Annotated in this window: 13 protein-coding genes; 8 read left to right on the forward strand and 5 right to left on the reverse strand. The window is 45.0% G+C overall.

The features are described 5' to 3' along the window. The 5 genes from lapB to KFE26_RS15980 all read left to right on the forward strand — a co-directional run bounded on the left by lapB (position 1) and on the right by KFE26_RS15980 (position 5,510). On the forward strand, positions 1-1,161 hold the full coding sequence (gene lapB / locus KFE26_RS15960; RefSeq protein ID WP_212600992.1) for a lipopolysaccharide assembly protein LapB: 1,161 nt from the start codon (positions 1-3) through the stop codon (positions 1,159-1,161). Positions 1,162-1,206: 45 nt separating this feature from the next. Continuing rightward, positions 1,207-1,902, forward strand: a complete 696-nt coding sequence (gene pyrF, locus KFE26_RS15965) for an orotidine-5'-phosphate decarboxylase (protein WP_105252549.1) — start codon at positions 1,207-1,209, stop codon at positions 1,900-1,902. 186 nt (positions 1,903-2,088) lie between these two features. Continuing rightward, positions 2,089-2,910 (forward strand): SDR family oxidoreductase, encoded by an 822-nt coding sequence (locus tag KFE26_RS15970; protein WP_105252548.1) that lies wholly within the window; start codon positions 2,089-2,091, stop codon positions 2,908-2,910. Positions 2,911-2,980: 70 nt separating this feature from the next. Continuing rightward, entirely contained in the window at positions 2,981-3,523 is a 543-nt protein-coding gene (locus KFE26_RS15975; RefSeq protein WP_006086757.1) for a DUF2058 domain-containing protein, read from the forward strand. Between the two features lie 229 nt (positions 3,524-3,752). Next, positions 3,753-5,510 (forward strand): acyl-CoA dehydrogenase family protein, encoded by a 1,758-nt coding sequence (locus KFE26_RS15980; protein WP_212600993.1) that lies wholly within the window; start codon positions 3,753-3,755, stop codon positions 5,508-5,510. Between the two features lie 101 nt (positions 5,511-5,611). Here the strand turns inward: KFE26_RS15980 and dacB are convergent, their stop codons facing one another. Both dacB and KFE26_RS15990 read right to left on the reverse strand, forming a co-directional pair. Next, on the reverse strand, positions 5,612-7,105 hold the full coding sequence (gene dacB, locus KFE26_RS15985; protein WP_212600994.1) for a D-alanyl-D-alanine carboxypeptidase/D-alanyl-D-alanine-endopeptidase: 1,494 nt from the start codon (positions 7,103-7,105) through the stop codon (positions 5,612-5,614). 59 nt (positions 7,106-7,164) lie between these two features. Then, entirely contained in the window at positions 7,165-7,341 is a 177-nt protein-coding gene (locus KFE26_RS15990) for a hypothetical protein (protein ID WP_006081710.1), read from the reverse strand. 428 nt (positions 7,342-7,769) lie between these two features. Here KFE26_RS15990 and KFE26_RS15995 point away from each other — a divergent pair, with 428 nt between their 5' ends. Next, entirely contained in the window at positions 7,770-8,102 is a 333-nt protein-coding gene (locus tag KFE26_RS15995; RefSeq protein WP_028759882.1) for a DUF1904 domain-containing protein, read from the forward strand. Positions 8,103-8,113: 11 nt separating this feature from the next. After that, positions 8,114-9,427 carry a CDP-diacylglycerol--serine O-phosphatidyltransferase gene (gene pssA / locus KFE26_RS16000; RefSeq protein WP_113940399.1) on the forward strand — a complete coding sequence of 438 codons (1,314 nt, stop codon included), beginning with the start codon at positions 8,114-8,116 and terminating at the stop codon, positions 9,425-9,427. A 153-nt stretch (positions 9,428-9,580) separates the two neighbouring features. On the opposite strand, the gene emrD is transcribed toward pssA, so the two are convergent. After that, positions 9,581-10,813, reverse strand: a complete 1,233-nt coding sequence (gene emrD, locus KFE26_RS16005; RefSeq protein ID WP_212600995.1) for a multidrug efflux MFS transporter EmrD — start codon at positions 10,811-10,813, stop codon at positions 9,581-9,583. 407 nt (positions 10,814-11,220) lie between these two features. After that, positions 11,221-12,405: a class C beta-lactamase gene (ampC, locus tag KFE26_RS16010; RefSeq protein WP_212600996.1), complete on the reverse strand. Its 1,185-nt coding sequence runs from the start codon at positions 12,403-12,405 to the stop codon at positions 11,221-11,223. 397 nt (positions 12,406-12,802) lie between these two features. On the opposite strand from ampC, the gene KFE26_RS16015 reads away from it, so the two are divergent. Next, positions 12,803-13,567 (forward strand): tRNA-uridine aminocarboxypropyltransferase, encoded by a 765-nt coding sequence (locus KFE26_RS16015; RefSeq protein WP_131524052.1) that lies wholly within the window; start codon positions 12,803-12,805, stop codon positions 13,565-13,567. Between the two features lie 147 nt (positions 13,568-13,714). On the opposite strand, the gene KFE26_RS16020 is transcribed toward KFE26_RS16015, so the two are convergent. After that, positions 13,715-15,772: a PhoX family phosphatase gene (locus KFE26_RS16020; protein ID WP_212600997.1), complete on the reverse strand. Its 2,058-nt coding sequence runs from the start codon at positions 15,770-15,772 to the stop codon at positions 13,715-13,717. Positions 15,773-16,015 lie beyond the last annotated feature (243 nt).

A 16,015-nucleotide genomic window follows, 5' to 3' on the forward strand; every position in this document is an offset into this window, starting at 1 on the left:
ATGCTTGAGATCCTCTTTCTGTTGCTTCCCATTGCTGCCGCCTATGGCTGGTATATGGGGCGACGGAGCATAAGGCAGAATCAAAGTAATCAACGTAAACAATTGAGCCGGGATTATTTTACTGGCCTCAATTTCTTACTGTCGAACGAATCGGATAAAGCTGTCGATTTGTTTATCAGTATGCTAGATGTTGACGATGAAACCATCGATACCCATCTGTCACTCGGTTCGCTGTTCCGTAAGCGAGGAGAGGTCGACCGCTCTATTCGTATCCATCAAAATTTAATCGCGCGGCCTACATTAACCAATGAGCAGCGTGACATCGCTATGATGGAGCTGGGTAAAGATTATCTAGCAGCAGGTTTTTACGACAGAGCTGAAGAAATCTTTATCAACTTGGTCAGCCAAGACGATCACAGTGAAGAATCTGAAACACAGCTTATTGCTATTTATCAGGTGATTAAAGAGTGGCAGAAAGCCATTGATATCACTAAGCGTTTGAGTCGTAAGCGTCAGCAAGTTTTAAAGCCGTTAACGGCGCATTTCTATTGCCAGTTAGCCGATGAAGCCAGTGATGACGCGCAGAAAATTAAACTGCTACAGCAAGCGCTGAAGCAAGATCCCCAATGTGGTCGTGCATTATTGACCCTAGCGAAAAAATTCCTCGATATTCAAGATTATGCCCAGTGTAAGCACATGCTGCTGCAACTGAAAAAAGCCGATATCGAGCTTTTTGCCGATGCGATTCCAACGGCCAAACAAGTTTATCGCGACACGCAAGATAAAGAAGGTTTTCAAGAATTACTCGCGGGCGCCATGGCCGATGGCGCTGGAGCTTCTGTAGTGGTCGCCTTAGCGCAGCACATGATAAGTCTTGATGAGATTAAAGCGGCAGAGACCATGGTACTTGATGCGTTATATCGCCATCCGACCATGAAAGGTTTTCAGCACTTGATGCAGATGCATTTACGCCAAGCCGAAGAAGGGCAAGCTAAGCAAAGTTTAACTATGCTAGAGCAGCTCGTTGAACAACAAATTAAATTCCGTCCGAGTTACCGTTGTAAGGAGTGTGGTTTTCCTTCCCATGCGCTTTACTGGCATTGTCCTTCCTGTAAAAACTGGGGCAGCATTAAACGGATCCGAGGCCTAGACGGCGAATAATCTATTAGAAGAATACACAGTTTGTGTAACCCCGTTGGAGAGATGATGACGACTAAACCTATCCTCGTAGCGCTTGATTACGATAATAAAAACCATGCTTTACAACTGATAGAAAAACTCGATCCCAACATGTGCCGCCTTAAAGTTGGCAAAGAAATGTTTACCTTGTTTGGCCCGCAACTGGTGAAAGATATCCATGATCGTGGTTTTGATTTATTCCTTGATTTGAAATTTCACGATATTCCCAATACTGTCGCCAAAGCCGTGGCCGCTGCTGCTGAGCTGGGCGTATGGATGACGAACGTACATGCCAGCGGTGGCTTCGCCATGATGGAAGCGGCCAAAAAGGCCTTGCTGCCATACGGCGACAAAGCGCCTATGCTGATCGCGGTCACGGTATTAACCTCGATGAGTGATGACGATCTTAAATTACTCGGCATCAATGTGCCTGCGTTTGAGCATGTGCAACGTTTGGCGAAGCTCACGCAGCAAGCGGGACTCGATGGCGTGGTGTGTTCCGCCCAAGAAGCGACAGCCTTGAAATCACTGTTAGGTCAGGATTTCAAGCTCGTGACGCCTGGGATCCGCCCAGTTGGCAGTGATGCTGGCGATCAACATCGCGTGATGACGCCACCTCAAGCGATAGCAGCGGGTTCTGATTACCTAGTGATTGGCCGCCCAATCACCAAAGCCGCCGATCCGTTAGCGGCATTGCAAGCGATTCACCAATCATTGGCATAGACGCCACACTAGCCGTCTAAAGCGCGGTTTGAAAGCCGTTTGACCGTCGTTTAAATAAAAAAGGCTTGGAATCGCTTGTTGGTATCCTTGATATGATGGATAAAAATTGAAATAGTATCTTGAATGACAGCATAGAATAATGAATCACACCCTGAGTGCATATCTCACTGTTCACGGAGAACGCCCATGTTTAATGCTACGATGTTTAACTATCAAGGTAAGAATGTTGTCGTTGTTGGTGGTACCAGTGGGATAAATCTCGCGATTGCCATTGCGTTCGCACAGGCTGGCGCAAATGTGGCCGTTGCGAGCCGCAGTCAAGATAAAATCGATACCGCGGTATTGCAGTTGCAACAGGCCAATCCTGACGGTATTCATTTGGGTGTGAGTTTTGATGTGCGCGATCTTAGCGCCCTTGAAGTCGGTTTTGATAAAATCGCTTCTGAGTTTGGTTTTATCGATGTGCTGGTAAGCGGCGCGGCGGGGAATTTCCCTGCCAGCGCCGCAAAGCTTTCGGCCAATGGTTTTAAGTCGGTGATGGACATTGATTTGCTCGGCAGTTTTCAAGTGCTAAAGCAGGCTTATCCTTTGCTGCGTCGCCCCAATGGCAATATTATCCAGATTTCGGCGCCGCAGGCTTCGATCGCTATGCCAATGCAAGTTCATGTGTGTGCGGCTAAAGCGGGTGTGGATATGCTGACGCGAACTTTAGCGTTAGAGTGGGGCTGTGAGGGGCTGAGAATTAATTCGATTATGCCAGGCCCCATAGCTAACACTGAAGGCTTTAATCGCCTTGCACCCAGCGCCGCATTACAGCAAAAGGTTGCCCAATCCGTTCCGCTAAAACGCAACGGCGCAGGTCAGGATATCGCCAATGCCGCGCTATTCTTAGGCTCTGAATTAGCTTCCTATATTACGGGAGTTGTGCTGCCGGTTGATGGCGGTTGGTCACTTGGCGGCGCCAGTATAGCGATGACAGAGCTTGGCGAACTGGCCGCAAAAATGTAGTTTGGTTTTAGATTATTGATATTCAAAATCGAGAACTTTGATTTTATAGAAATTAAGCAGGTAATGATCCATGGCTAATGCATTACAAGAGCAGCTACTCAAAGCAGGGCTTGCCAGTAAACAAAAGGTTCGCGACGTTAAGACTCAAAAACGCCGTGACAAAAAATCACGAGTTGATGATGGCTCAAGTGCTTTTAAGCAAGAAGTGGCCGAGCAAAAACGGTTGCAGGCGCAAAAAGATAAAGTGCTAAATGAGCAACGTTTTGCTGAGGCATCTGAGCGTGGACAGGTGCGCGGTTTAATCACAGAGTTCACTAAGTCTGCGATTAAGATCCCAGCTTATGCTGAAGTGAAATTTAACTATACTCTTGATAATAAAATTTATTCTTTATACATAGATGAAAAACTGCAGGCAGAATTGCTTAAAGGGCAGTTAGGCATAGTGCGTTACGAAGATAAGAGTTACTTAGTACCACATAAGTTAGCCGAGCGAGTGAAACTGCTGGTGCCGCAGTGGTGTGGTTATCTGTGGCAACAGGATGAATCTAAAGCTGTGGTCGTTGAAGATGATCCCTATGCAGATTACGCAATTCCTGATGATTTAATGTGGTAATTGCCACAAGCCTGTGACCTAACGCTAAGACAATCCTGTTGTAAAGCTTATAAAATAGAGACCCTTAAGTTCAAGCTTAAGGGTTTTTTTATGGGTTAAATTTATATTTAGCTCGCACACTCGCATACTTTTATATTATTCACAGCTGTATTTGTAATGAGATTGTTTTCTACAGTGAACTGGTATAAATTAAAACAACTGTTTTAATCCTACGTTTAAGAGTCTACCAATGAATCCTTACCAAGCCCCGTTGACGGATATGCGTTTCCTACTGGAACAGGTATTTGATGCCCCAAACACTTGGGCACAATTGCCTGAGATTGCTGAAATGGTCGATATCGACACGGCCAATGCTATTTTGGAAGAAGCAGCCAAGATCAGCTGTGAGTTGATCCATCCGCTGAACCGGACGGGCGATGAGCAGGGCGTGTTGCATCAAGACAATCAAGTGATTACCCCTGATGGCTATAAAGCCGTTTATGAGCAGTATTCCCAGGGCGGTTGGATTGGTTTGTGTGGCGATCCTGAATTTGGTGGCATGGGGATGCCGAAGATGCTGGGGATCTTAGTCGACGAAATGGCTTACAGTGCTTGTAATGCGTTTACGCTTTATGGCTCGTTAACCGCGGGGGCGGCTTTATGTATCAATGCCCACGGCAGCGAAGAATTGAAACAAGCTTATTTGCCTAAGTTATATTCCGGCGAATGGGCGGGTGCTATGGATATGACGGAGCCGCAAGCGGGTTCTGATCTGCGTAATATTCGCACTCGAGCTTTACCGCAGGATGATGGTAGTTATGCCATCACGGGCAGCAAGATTTTTATTACAGGTGGCGATCACGATTTAACGGAAAACGTCATCCACTTAGTGCTTGCCAAGCTACCGGATAGCAAAGGGATTTCACTCTTCCTTGTACCTAAAATATCGGTAAATACCGATGGCAGCTTAGCCAATGCCAATGGTGTATCAGTGGGGTCTATCGAGCATAAGATGGGCCTTAAAGGTTCTGCGACCTGTGTGATGAATTTTGATAATGCCCAAGGTTTCTTGATTGGCGAGCCTAATCGCGGCCTCGTATGCATGTTCACTATGATGAACTATGAGCGTTTAGCAATTGGTATTCAAGGACTTGGCAGTGCGCAGGCGGCGTACCAGATGGCGGCCGATTACGCTAAAGAGCGTAATCAAGGCATCGCCGCTGGCGGCTCACCGACGGGCAGTGATTCTGATCCCATTATTGTCCATGGCGATGTGCGCCGTATGTTGTTGACCATTCGTGCGATGACAGAAGCGGGCCGTGCTTTGTCTGTGTTTACAGGACAACAGCTGGATTTAGCAAAATATGCCCAAGATGAGGTTAAGGCTAAAGCGGCGCGTTATGTGGGTTTATTAACGCCAGTGGCGAAAGCATTTTTAACCGATCGGGGTCTAGATGCGACTATCATGGCGCAACAAGTCTTTGGTGGACATGGTTATATTCGTGAAACAGGTATTGAGCAATTAGTCCGTGATACCCGTATCGCTCAGATTTATGAAGGTACCAATGGCATTCAAGCCATTGATTTCCTAGGTCGTAAAGTCACTGGCGATAACTTAGCCGCATTAAATGAATTTGTGGCTGACTTGAAGGCACAAATGCGCGCATTTACTCACGTTGATGCGGTGAAAGTGGCGGCAGTATGTGCACGTTTAGATGCCTTGGTCATCGTTGCCGAGTCAGTTAATGATCGCAAAGTGGCTCAGCCTGCACTTATTAATGCGTGTGCGGTCGACTTTTTAGATGCCTTTGGTTACACCCTGTATGGTTTCTACTGGTTGGCTATGGTCGATAAGGTCGCGGATCATGAAGATAAAGCTTTTGCCGAGCAGAAAGTCTATTTGGCTAAGTTCTATTTTGATAAGTTATTGCCAAAAGCGGATTACCATATCGCTCAAGTCAGAGCTGGTGATGCGACGACTATGGCGATGCCTGCGGAGTTGTTTTAACAAGGCTTCGGTATATTCGTTTAGATAAAAACTGAAAAAGCACTGATGACTCAGTGCTTTTTTGTGCAATTTTTTTACTCTGTAGCAGTTAATTAATGACTCTAGTGAGCCGCAGTATTTACAGTTGCAGTGGTTGATGACGGTTGCAGCACTGAAATCAATTGTTTAAGAAACTCGGCATTGAATGAGGGGTTATGCTGATTTTTCAATTCAGGACTCATGCCATTCTCAAGGATTACAAACAGGGTATCGTTATGCTGGGGCAAACGGATAAAGCCCGCTAAATTAGACACGCCTTGCATCGAGCCTGTTTTAGCAAAAATTTGCTGTTTAAGCGGCGGCTTGTTGTAGCCCATACGATATCTTAAGGTGCCGCTGATCCCCGCCTGTGGCAGACTCGTGATTAACGGACTAAAGCGGCTATCTTGGTGGATTAGCGCCAACACTGCTGCTAACTGCTTGGCATTGAGTAAGTTATAGCGTGACAATCCTGAACCATCCACAATATTGGCGTTACTCAAATCTATGCCTAAATTCGTTAAAATTCGCTGCATGGCAGCGGCACCATTGGTAAAGCTGCCTTGGGTCTTAAAATAACTTTTACCAAGTTGCTTAAAAAGGCTATCGGCAATCAAATTATCTGACTTGAGCAGCATAGTCTCGAGCAGCTCAGGTAAGGGCGCCGAGCTATGGCTGGCAATTAGTTTTGCCTTTTGGGGTAAGTTAGTGCCGAGTTGTACTTTACCCGCAAGAGACATCTCGCCTTTAAGTAGGGAGGTGAGGTTATCTTGGGCAAATTTGAACGGATCGCTGACCGCAATCGCCAGTGGTATCGCCTCACCGCCAGGGTAACAGCCGCGTAAATGGTAGTTATTTTGACCTAATCTGACCATATCAAGTTGGCAAAATTCGCGGCTCGCCTTTTGATCAAACACCGCATCGCTGCTGATTTTAACTCCATAACTCCCCGCGCGCAGACTTACCTGTGAAGGTTTGCTGGTAGAGCTTGGGCTAAACTGACCATAGACGCAGTTTTGATTGATAATATAACTCGACACTGGCGCGGCAAAACAAATGCCCAAATCATCCCAAACCCAACCCGGAGCTTGCATTTGCTCTTGTTTATCGCCGAGCAAATACAGATGTCCATCAATGCGATTAATGCCTTGTTTTACGAGATTGGCAAAAATGGCCTTGAGATCGGCTTGAGTTAGCGTGGGATCGCCACTAAAACGCAGATAAGCACTGCCTGCGATATGGCCCTTGCGTATCGGTGCATCTGTCCATAATTGTGTGACATAACGAAAATCAGGCCCAAGCTGAGCCATAGCACTGACTGCCGTGAGCAGCTTTTGGGTACTGGCTGGAATAAACAAGGTCTCAGCTTGTTGGCTATAGATCACTTGATTGTTCGACATATCCATTGCCAGTAAGGCGATTTGTGAATGTCGAGGGCTGATCTTGCTGATTGCTTGGCTAAGCGAAGTGGTTTGAGCACTTATCGGCCTAGAATCATGTTGCTCTGCATAGGCCATATTATGACTTGCGGCGAGGAGCAGGCCGGCATATAGAGTGGTTTTCAGTAACGTTTCCATGTTAGCTATTGGCCATTTTTATCAAAACATCATTAAGATTAGGTTGGTATTGTGTGCGGTTAATCCTCACTGCTGCCGTCATCCTTTTCCATCAAGCGATATAAACGTAGGGTAACAAACAATACCAGCCCAATAAACAAAGGCAGGATGAGTAACCCTAACTGGGTTTTAAAATGGAAAATACCCCAAGCAAACAGCAATGTCAGTGCTAACGTCAGCAGAATTTTTTTGTTCATAGTCTTAATCTTGTATCGTATGGTCTAATCGCAAATAGGCGGTTTAGTTTACGCTAAATCAGTAGATTCGGGGTGAATGAAATGGGTTTGAAGATTATTTTGTGATTTGGCAGACATTTTGGGCGCAGTTCAGTGAAATTTGGACTGATTTGTAGCGTTAAGAATCACCCTATTTAGGGAGAAATATTGTGTGGACGGGCAAATAATGCCGTGAATACTCACTGTAAAATGCGATTTCAAGCAAGGATAAATGAAGAGGATTTTTAGGTAAATCGGTGCACTGAAGTGGAATAAAATCGCGTGAGGTCAAATTACCAGCAAAACCGTTAGGTTTAACAAGACTTTTGGGAGAAAAGTCTTGCCGAGACGAGGTGAAGTCGGTAATTTCTACCCCTTACGATTTTAGGTTCTTAGGTAACAACTAAACCATGCCACATATTAGTATGCGCGGCTTACCACAAGCGGTCGTTGCAGCGTTCAGCCAAACATTACTGCAGTCATTGGCGGATATATGTAAAGGTAATGCAGAGAGTTTCACATTAGATTGGATCCCAAGCATCAGTTTTCGAAATGGAAAAATTGATCAACGCTTTGTCCAAGTTGAGTTACTCTGGTTCCCTAAGGACCCTGATATACATCTTAAAGTAGAACAAACGATCAGGTTGGCAGTGACAGAGGCCTATCCAGAGTTAACACATATTGCTGTGATGTTTTTATCACTGAACCCCAGTGCTTCCTATCGGGGTGGTCAGCATGTTTAAAGGAGGATGCCTTGCTAGATAAGCTTGGTGGAATAGCCGTTCAACCCGAGGCTTTAACGTGGTTGCTCACGCCATGCCGTTTCAAGGCAGAATTACTCGCTCGTATTGCGAGCGCCAAGCACAGTATTTATATTGCGGCGCTGTATTTAGAAGATGACGAAGCGGGTCGTGAGATATTACAAGCCCTCATGGATGCCAAAGCGGCAAATCCAACGCTTGATGTCAAAGTATTAGTCGATTTTCACCGTGCGAGACGTGGCTTGATTGGCCATAAAGGTGATAGCGGTAACTATTTGATGTACCGCAAAGTTATGGCTGAAGCCGAACATCCCATCGATATCTTAGGTGTACCCGTCAAATCCCGTGAATTTATGGGTGTGTTGCATCTTAAGGGATTTATTATCGATGATGCCGTGATTTATAGCGGTGCTAGTCTCAATAATATCTATTTGCAACAACACGATAAGTACCGTTTCGATCGTTATCACTTGATTGAGTCTGCCGAATTAGCGCGCAGTATGCGCGCGATGATCCAGAAAAATATCATTTCTGATCCAGCTGTGTGTTCATTAACGCAAGATGCTGAGCAAGAAGTGCTACCACCAAAGACGGATATGCGTAGCTTTAAGCTGAGACTGTCTGACGCTGAGTATCAGTTTAAGGAAACCCGTGATGGCAATCGCATCACGCCGTTACTTGGGCTAGGACGTAAGAAAAACTTGCTCAATAAAGTGGTTGTCGCCTTGGTGGAAGAGTCAAAAGACTCGCTGTTTATTTGCACGCCCTATTTCAATCCGCCGTACATTTTAGTGCGCGCTTTAGCGAAGCATTTACGCAATGGCAAACGTATTGATATCGTTGTGGGCGACAAGACGGCTAACGATTTTTATATTCCGCCAGAGCAGGATTTCTCGACCATAGGTGCATTGCCCTATATGTATGAGCAATCATTGCGTAAGTTCGCTAAACGCCAACAGTGGGCGATTGATAATGGTCAGCTGAATATCCATTTGTGGAAACATGGTATCAACAGTTATCACCTCAAGGGCATTAGTGCCGATGGTAATAAGCATTTGATCACAGGCTCGAACTTGAATCCAAGAGCTTGGGCGCTGGATCTTGAGAATGGTTTGTTGATCCAAGATGAAATTGGCTGCTGGAAAGCCCAGTTTGAAGCCGAGCAGGCACATATTCTGGAACACACACAGCGGTTATATCACTACAGCCAAGTAGACACCTTACAGAGCTATCCTGCGCCAGTGAAGAAGATCATGACTAGAATTCGTCGCCTTAAAGCTGATTTTTTACTGCGTCGCATTCTGTAACGATTAAAGCTATAGAAGCAATAAATTAATCGATATTTTTGATTTATTACAGTGTGTTATCGATTTAAAAAGCCCACAACAATGTGGGCTTTTTATTGACTGATGGTAATAGATTTGGCTTAAACCAAGAATTGTAGTTTCAAATCATATCCATTAAATCTGTGGCATTAAATTCTGGTGAGTATCATTTTGATCTTTGGCGTAATACAGAGACAGGATCACTAAAACCACCATCACAGCACTCAATAAACCTATGCTCAACTGGCCGCCCATAGGCACTAAAGACATAGTTAATGCGGCAAGTCCGGCACCAAAATTTTGTAATCCCCCCAGTAATGCGCCCGCAATCCCCGCCTGACGTGGAAATGGCTCTAACGCAGCAGATGTTAGGGTAGGGAACAGCATGCCTGCGCCACTGAAGAATAAAATTGATCCAATAAGTAAACTCCAGCTAACCACTAAATTAAAAAGACCAGGGATCAACATAAATAATGCGCCAGCACCGAGTAACGCAACACCTTGGTAAACAACTCTTTGTGGCTTATTCTGTCGGCCCGCGATGAGTGCCCCCAGTAAGTAGCCAGGAATTGGCGCAACAAAATAACAACTGACCATAAAAGGTGTCAGTCCGAGATATTGGCCATAGAGTACACCAGCAATTGCTTCAAACGCCGCAATACCGGCAAAGGTGGCGATCAATGAAAATAAATAAGCGCGAAACGCTCTATGGCGTAGGACATGCTTATAGGATTTGAAAACGGCTTGATGTTCCCGTTGCGTCTTGGGTAAAGACTCTTTAAAGAGGAATATTAACAACAGCCAGACCGCGACACCGAATCCCGCTAATACCCAGTATACGGCTTGCCAGCCAAAATAGGCCGCAGTGGCGCTGCCGATAAATGGTGCAAGCAAAGGTAAAAACACTACAGCCATAGAGACATAGCTATTAAATTTTACCAGTCGGTCACCAAAGTAGTGATCGCGGGGAATGCTACGGCATAATGCGCCTGCGCTGGCTGTGCCTAATCCTTGGATAAGGCTTGCCATAATTAGTTGGTTAAAGCTTGTGGCCTTCGCCGCGAATACAGCGCCTAGAACGAAAATTGCGATACCCACGACGAGTGGCATTTTGCGGCCAACGCGATCTGACACTGGGCCATACACAAATTGAAACATCCCGTAGGAGAGTAAGTAACAGGCCATCACGGCTTGTAGTTGGCTGGCGTCCACATGGAGCCCGAGTGCGATTTGCGGAAGGGCTGGAACAAAAATCGTCTGCGCCATTTGGCCACAGGCGACCATAAAGACAATCATTAACAGTAGGCTAGACTGACTCGCCGCGGGAGCGACATCGTGATGAATAGGAGAATGTGGCGTGCCTGACATGATATTTCCGAAAAAGGTCACTTAAGGTATTTGCGCGCATCTTACTCCCTAAAAGCGTAACTTCAAGTGTCAATCATATTGATTTAACGAAATAATTTTTAATGCGATGCATAAGTTTTTATCCTGATTTTAAGCTGTAAAGCTAAACTTACGATAGGTTGTTTGTCTGTTAACTAGGTCGATGAGTTGCAAATGAATTAATACTCAGATTAACCCTTCACTGCCTATTTTCTTACATGGGAGTTTGCTTAAAAATATTGGCTATTAAGAGATTGGAGGTAAGTAAGTGGATAAGGTGCTTAATACAAGCCACCCTAAAAAAATCACGCTAAAAGGAACAAATAAGAAAGGAGATTGCGAATCGGCCTATCTCCTTATCTCCTTTAATAGTCGCGACTAGCAAGATGCTATTTTTGTAATTTCTCTATGCCCGTTAAAATCTGATACCCCACAGTCACCCGAGGCGGTACGGGATAATTTTTATTGCTTAACAATACTATGCCAAGCTTTTGCGCGGGAATAAATGCTGCATAAGCGGCAAAACCGCCAGTAGAACCTGTTTTATTGATCCACACATTTTGCTGCGGCGCGAGGGGCGGCACTATGGGTTTAACGGGTGTACTGCCAAACACGACTTCCTGAGTATGGCCCATAAGTATTTTATCAAGATCAATAGGATATGAGTAATGCTCCCAAATCATATCTTGGGTCATCATGCCCACATCAAAGTATCCCGTGTGGGTCTCATCGAGTGCCGTTTGCAGTGGTTTGGCAAGCGGGTGCATTTGCATATTGGCCTCAACAAATTGCAGTAAATCCTTGGCAGAGGTTTTAACGCCATAGGCTTCATCGGCTAATACACCGGGATTGACTCGCACTGGCATGTCTTGCTTATCATAGCCTTGGGCATAATCGGCCATTTTGTTGCTAGGAACCTTGAGATAGCTGTTTGTCATACCCAATTGTGGAAATAGTGTTTGCTCAAGTACTTGTGGAAACGTTTGCCCTAAACTCTGCGCGGCAATCATGCCAAGCAGCCCAATACTCGGATTGGCGTAATTCCTATGGGTCCCCGCGGCAAATGATGGTTGCCAATGCTTAAGGTAATCCATTAACTCTGCGTTATTAGTGACCTTATCAGGAACTTGCATCGGCAAATCACCCGCTGTGTGGGTGGCTAAATTGATGAGACTAATCTTATCAAAATGGCTGCCTTTTAATGCTGGAACATAATCACTGGCCATATCCGTGAGTGTTAATTTACCTTCGCCCTGTGCATAGTTAGCCAGTGTTGCGGTAAAGGTTTTACTGATAGAGCCAATCTCGAACAGGGTATCTTCAGTCACACTTTGCCCAGAGGTTTTAGAACTGACGCCATATTGGTAAAAATACTGTTTACCTTCTATGGTGATGCCAATTACTGCACCGGGAATAGCATACTCGGCCATCAGTGGTTTAACTGCGGAATCTACAATTGATTGGATGTCTTTGGTATTAAGCGTTTGGGCCGTAGTGACAGTAGAAAATAGCGTAGCAGTGAGCAGTACGCCGCTTAATAACGGTATAGAAGCGATCGGGGCTTTTGGGTGCATAATTGACCTTTCATTGAGATTGTATTTGTAGAGTAGATTTTCGCATGATATTAGGGCAATTCCACACTAAGTTAAGTCATTACTGATATTTAGTTTCAATACTCTCCCAATAAGTAAGTTAAACGTTAATTTGGTCGGTTTAGTGTTGCATACTAAGTGGCAACACAGATTAATACATTACAGATGTTTTAAGAGATGGTTGCTCTGTGCTCTTAAATTATCTCGCTGACGTTAGGCTGCAGATGAAACCACAACCACTGACACCGGCCTTTTATCACGATAATGTATTACGCGATTGCACCATTGATGGCCAAGGGATAAACTGCGCCACCGCGATAAAAAAGTGCTAACTGATGTGGTCGCGATCCTTAATAAGTTTGATAGAGAATTGGTTTTTATGGCTTTAGCCCCCCATGCAGTGCACCATTTATATCAGTACCGTAAGTCTATTTCGACTAAACCCTTTGGTGCCCGCGGTAAAAAACTGATCCGCTGTCCATTATGCCTCTTAGGTGAGCAGTTCTGTACCTGTGCGCTACGCCGTCAGTTAGATACTCACGCCAGTTTTCTGCTGATTATGTATAACGATGAGGTGTTAAAGCCGACTAATAGCGGACGACTCATAGCGGATCTTATTCCTGATACCCACGCCTATATTTGGTCACGTACAGAACCTGAAGCTGAGTTGCTTGCTTTGCTGAATTCGCCGCAATATCAACCCTATTTAGTGTTTCCTGCCCAGTATGCAGAGCAAGGGCAAACCGTACTGAACCAAGTGCCGATGTCGACATTGGCCGAAGGTAAACGGCCGCTGCTAATCATGCTCGATGGCAGTTGGCGTGAAGCGATTAAAATGTTCCGTAAGAGTCCTTACTTACACTCACTGCCGTTGCTTTCCTTCGATCCCGACACGCTCGCGACCTATGCATTGCGTAAAGGTAGTCATGATTTTCAACTTGGCACCGCCGAGGTGGCATCATTGGCTTTAGGAGCGATTGGCGAAGCGGCTAATGGCAAAGCCTTAAGTACTTGGTTTGATTTGTTTGTTGAATCTTCCTTACTAGGCCGCAATCGCCGTTGCCGTGAGGACCTTCTGCCAATTACAGATTTTACCGATGCTTTTGAACTGGCCTTTGAACAAGCAAGTCGTAGTAAGAGTTAATCGATGTTGGATTTAATCTATTATGAAAAAGGCTAGTTAACTATCTTCTTAAATAAAAAATCCCCTACAGTGAGGGGATTTTTTATGTGTAGCAATTAACTTATAGGAACTTCATATTAAGAAGATACCTCGCACAAGCATAATTGTTTATACCGCGACTTCTTTACCATCTAACTTACGGATAACGACCGTAGCGGCGCGAGGGCGTAATGTCGTGCCCGCAGGCGTTTTTTCAGCGGCATTGGACGAATAAGGCCAATTACCGGGATGCTGAATGTTAGCAAAAACAGATGTGTAATCAGGGCTAATAGCAAAACCTGTAACCTCACAGTCGTTTGGTCCAACAAAGAAACGCTTTAATTCCATTTGGTTATCAGCCGTTACGCCGAGCTGTTTCTCTTGGCCATCAACAAGCGTTGAAGGCACTATCGCTAGCATCTGATCGTTGGTTTCTTCTGCGACCTCCTTGGCTCCATTGTCGGTTTGAACCCACAAAATACCGCGTTGATCGAAGGCCAAACCGTCTGGGCTGGCAAATTGGTTAAGATCTGTTAAGCCTGATAAGTTTGTTTCTGCGTTACCATCACTTGGTGAGCCGAATACGAAGATATCCCATGTAAATTCAGTATCTTTGTCACTTTCATCCCAACGAATAATATGGCCAAAGTGGTTTTTCAATCTTGGGTTCGCTGGATTGGTTTCAGTTCGTTTTGAGTTGTTGGTCAGGGTCAAATAAATTGAACCTGTGAAAGGATCGACAGCACACCATTCAGGGCGATCCATAGGGGTTGCACCAACAAGATCCGCTGCGCCCGCGGTGTTCAAAATAATCTCGGCTAAGCTAGCGAAAGTATTGCCTAGGGTTTTTCCGTCCGTAGTCTGGCTATCTAAGGTTAAAGGCAACCAAACACCACCACCATTTGCATTAAACTTAGCTGCATATAAAGTACCTTCATTCATATATTTATCGCCAGTTTGTATGCGATTGCTGCTGTCAGCATCTTTTGCATCCCATGCCGCGGCCGAGACAAATTTATAGAGGTATTCGAATTGTGAATCGTGGCCAGAATAGAACACTACTGGCTTACCTTCGGTTAATTTGCCAAAGGTACAGCCTTCATGGCGGAAACGACCAAGCGCGGTACGTTTAACTGCGCGCGATGTTGGATTGAAAGGGTCAATTTCAACAATATAACCGTGACCATTCGCTTCATTACGATAGTCATCTTGAGCACTTGCACCTTTTGGCGTGACATCAAAACGCGCGAATTCATCGAGACGTTCTTCATCATGACCTGCAAGATCATCCCAGCCATAACGTGTGCTGGTTTTGCTGATCCCAATGCGATTTTGCTCGGCAGTTAACGTACCACGGTTAGCGAAGTAGCCTGGCCAGTTTTCTTCACAGGTTAAATAAGTGCCCCAAGGCGTGTAACCATTACCGCAGTTATTTAATGTACCGCGAGCCTGACTACCGTCGGGAGAATAGCGGGTTTCGAGTAGAGAAGAGTAGGCGAGAGGACCGCTAATATCCATTACAGTCGCACCGGTGAATCGGCGGTTATGGTTATCATTGCTAACCACCTCCCATTGATTATTAACCAGTTTTATCCGTACAACCGATACGCCATGGGCGTTGATTTCTTTACGTACCTCATCGATAATCGTGCGCAAACCTGAAGTAGGATCAAAAGTTTGTCCTGCAGGATGTAATGCAACTTCATCAATGTATTCATGGTTAATGCAAAGTAAACCGTCATTACCCGAATCATTTAATGGAAAGAAATGCATGCCATCATGGTGCATACCGACTGAGTTCGCTTGGTCATCGGCAGTGTTACTACCATCGCTTTTCCATGGTGCTGCTTTTGCATTTAATGGCGTGCCCCATGGTGCAAGTACCTGCGCTGTATAGCCTTCTGGCACAACGACGGCATCTAAACGAGAACCCGCAACTGACGTAAAGTTTAGCTTGGCGGTACTTTTTGTCGGTGGTAAAGGTGTCACTGGATCAACAGGTTTTGTAACAGGGGCGTCATCTGATCCGCAAGCAGTTAAGCCTACACTGGCAAAAGCTGTCATAGCACTGAGGCCTAAACCACTTTTTACGAAGTTACGGCGAGATAAATGTTTATCCAACACTTGGTTAAATGGCTCGTTATTACTTTTATTATAAAGTGTAGGATCAAAGGTGGCCTTACTCATATATTACTCCGGCTAGTACGATGGATTAAATTTCGTGACTAAGGCTAAAGTATCAATATGACAATAAAGATGATTTTATATTACAATAATACTGCAGTGAGCAATAAACCCGATATGCTATAAAAATGTTAACCAGCAGTTTGCTATGGTCTAAGCTGCTAATGTCAAAGTACCTCAATTAGACTTTTTACTCTGTCATAATGTCAAATGTTGTGTCCAAGATAAAAATATATAATGTGAAAT

The organism is Shewanella sp. M16 (genome assembly GCF_018224605.1).
GTDB lineage: Bacteria > Pseudomonadota > Gammaproteobacteria > Enterobacterales > Shewanellaceae > Shewanella > Shewanella oncorhynchi.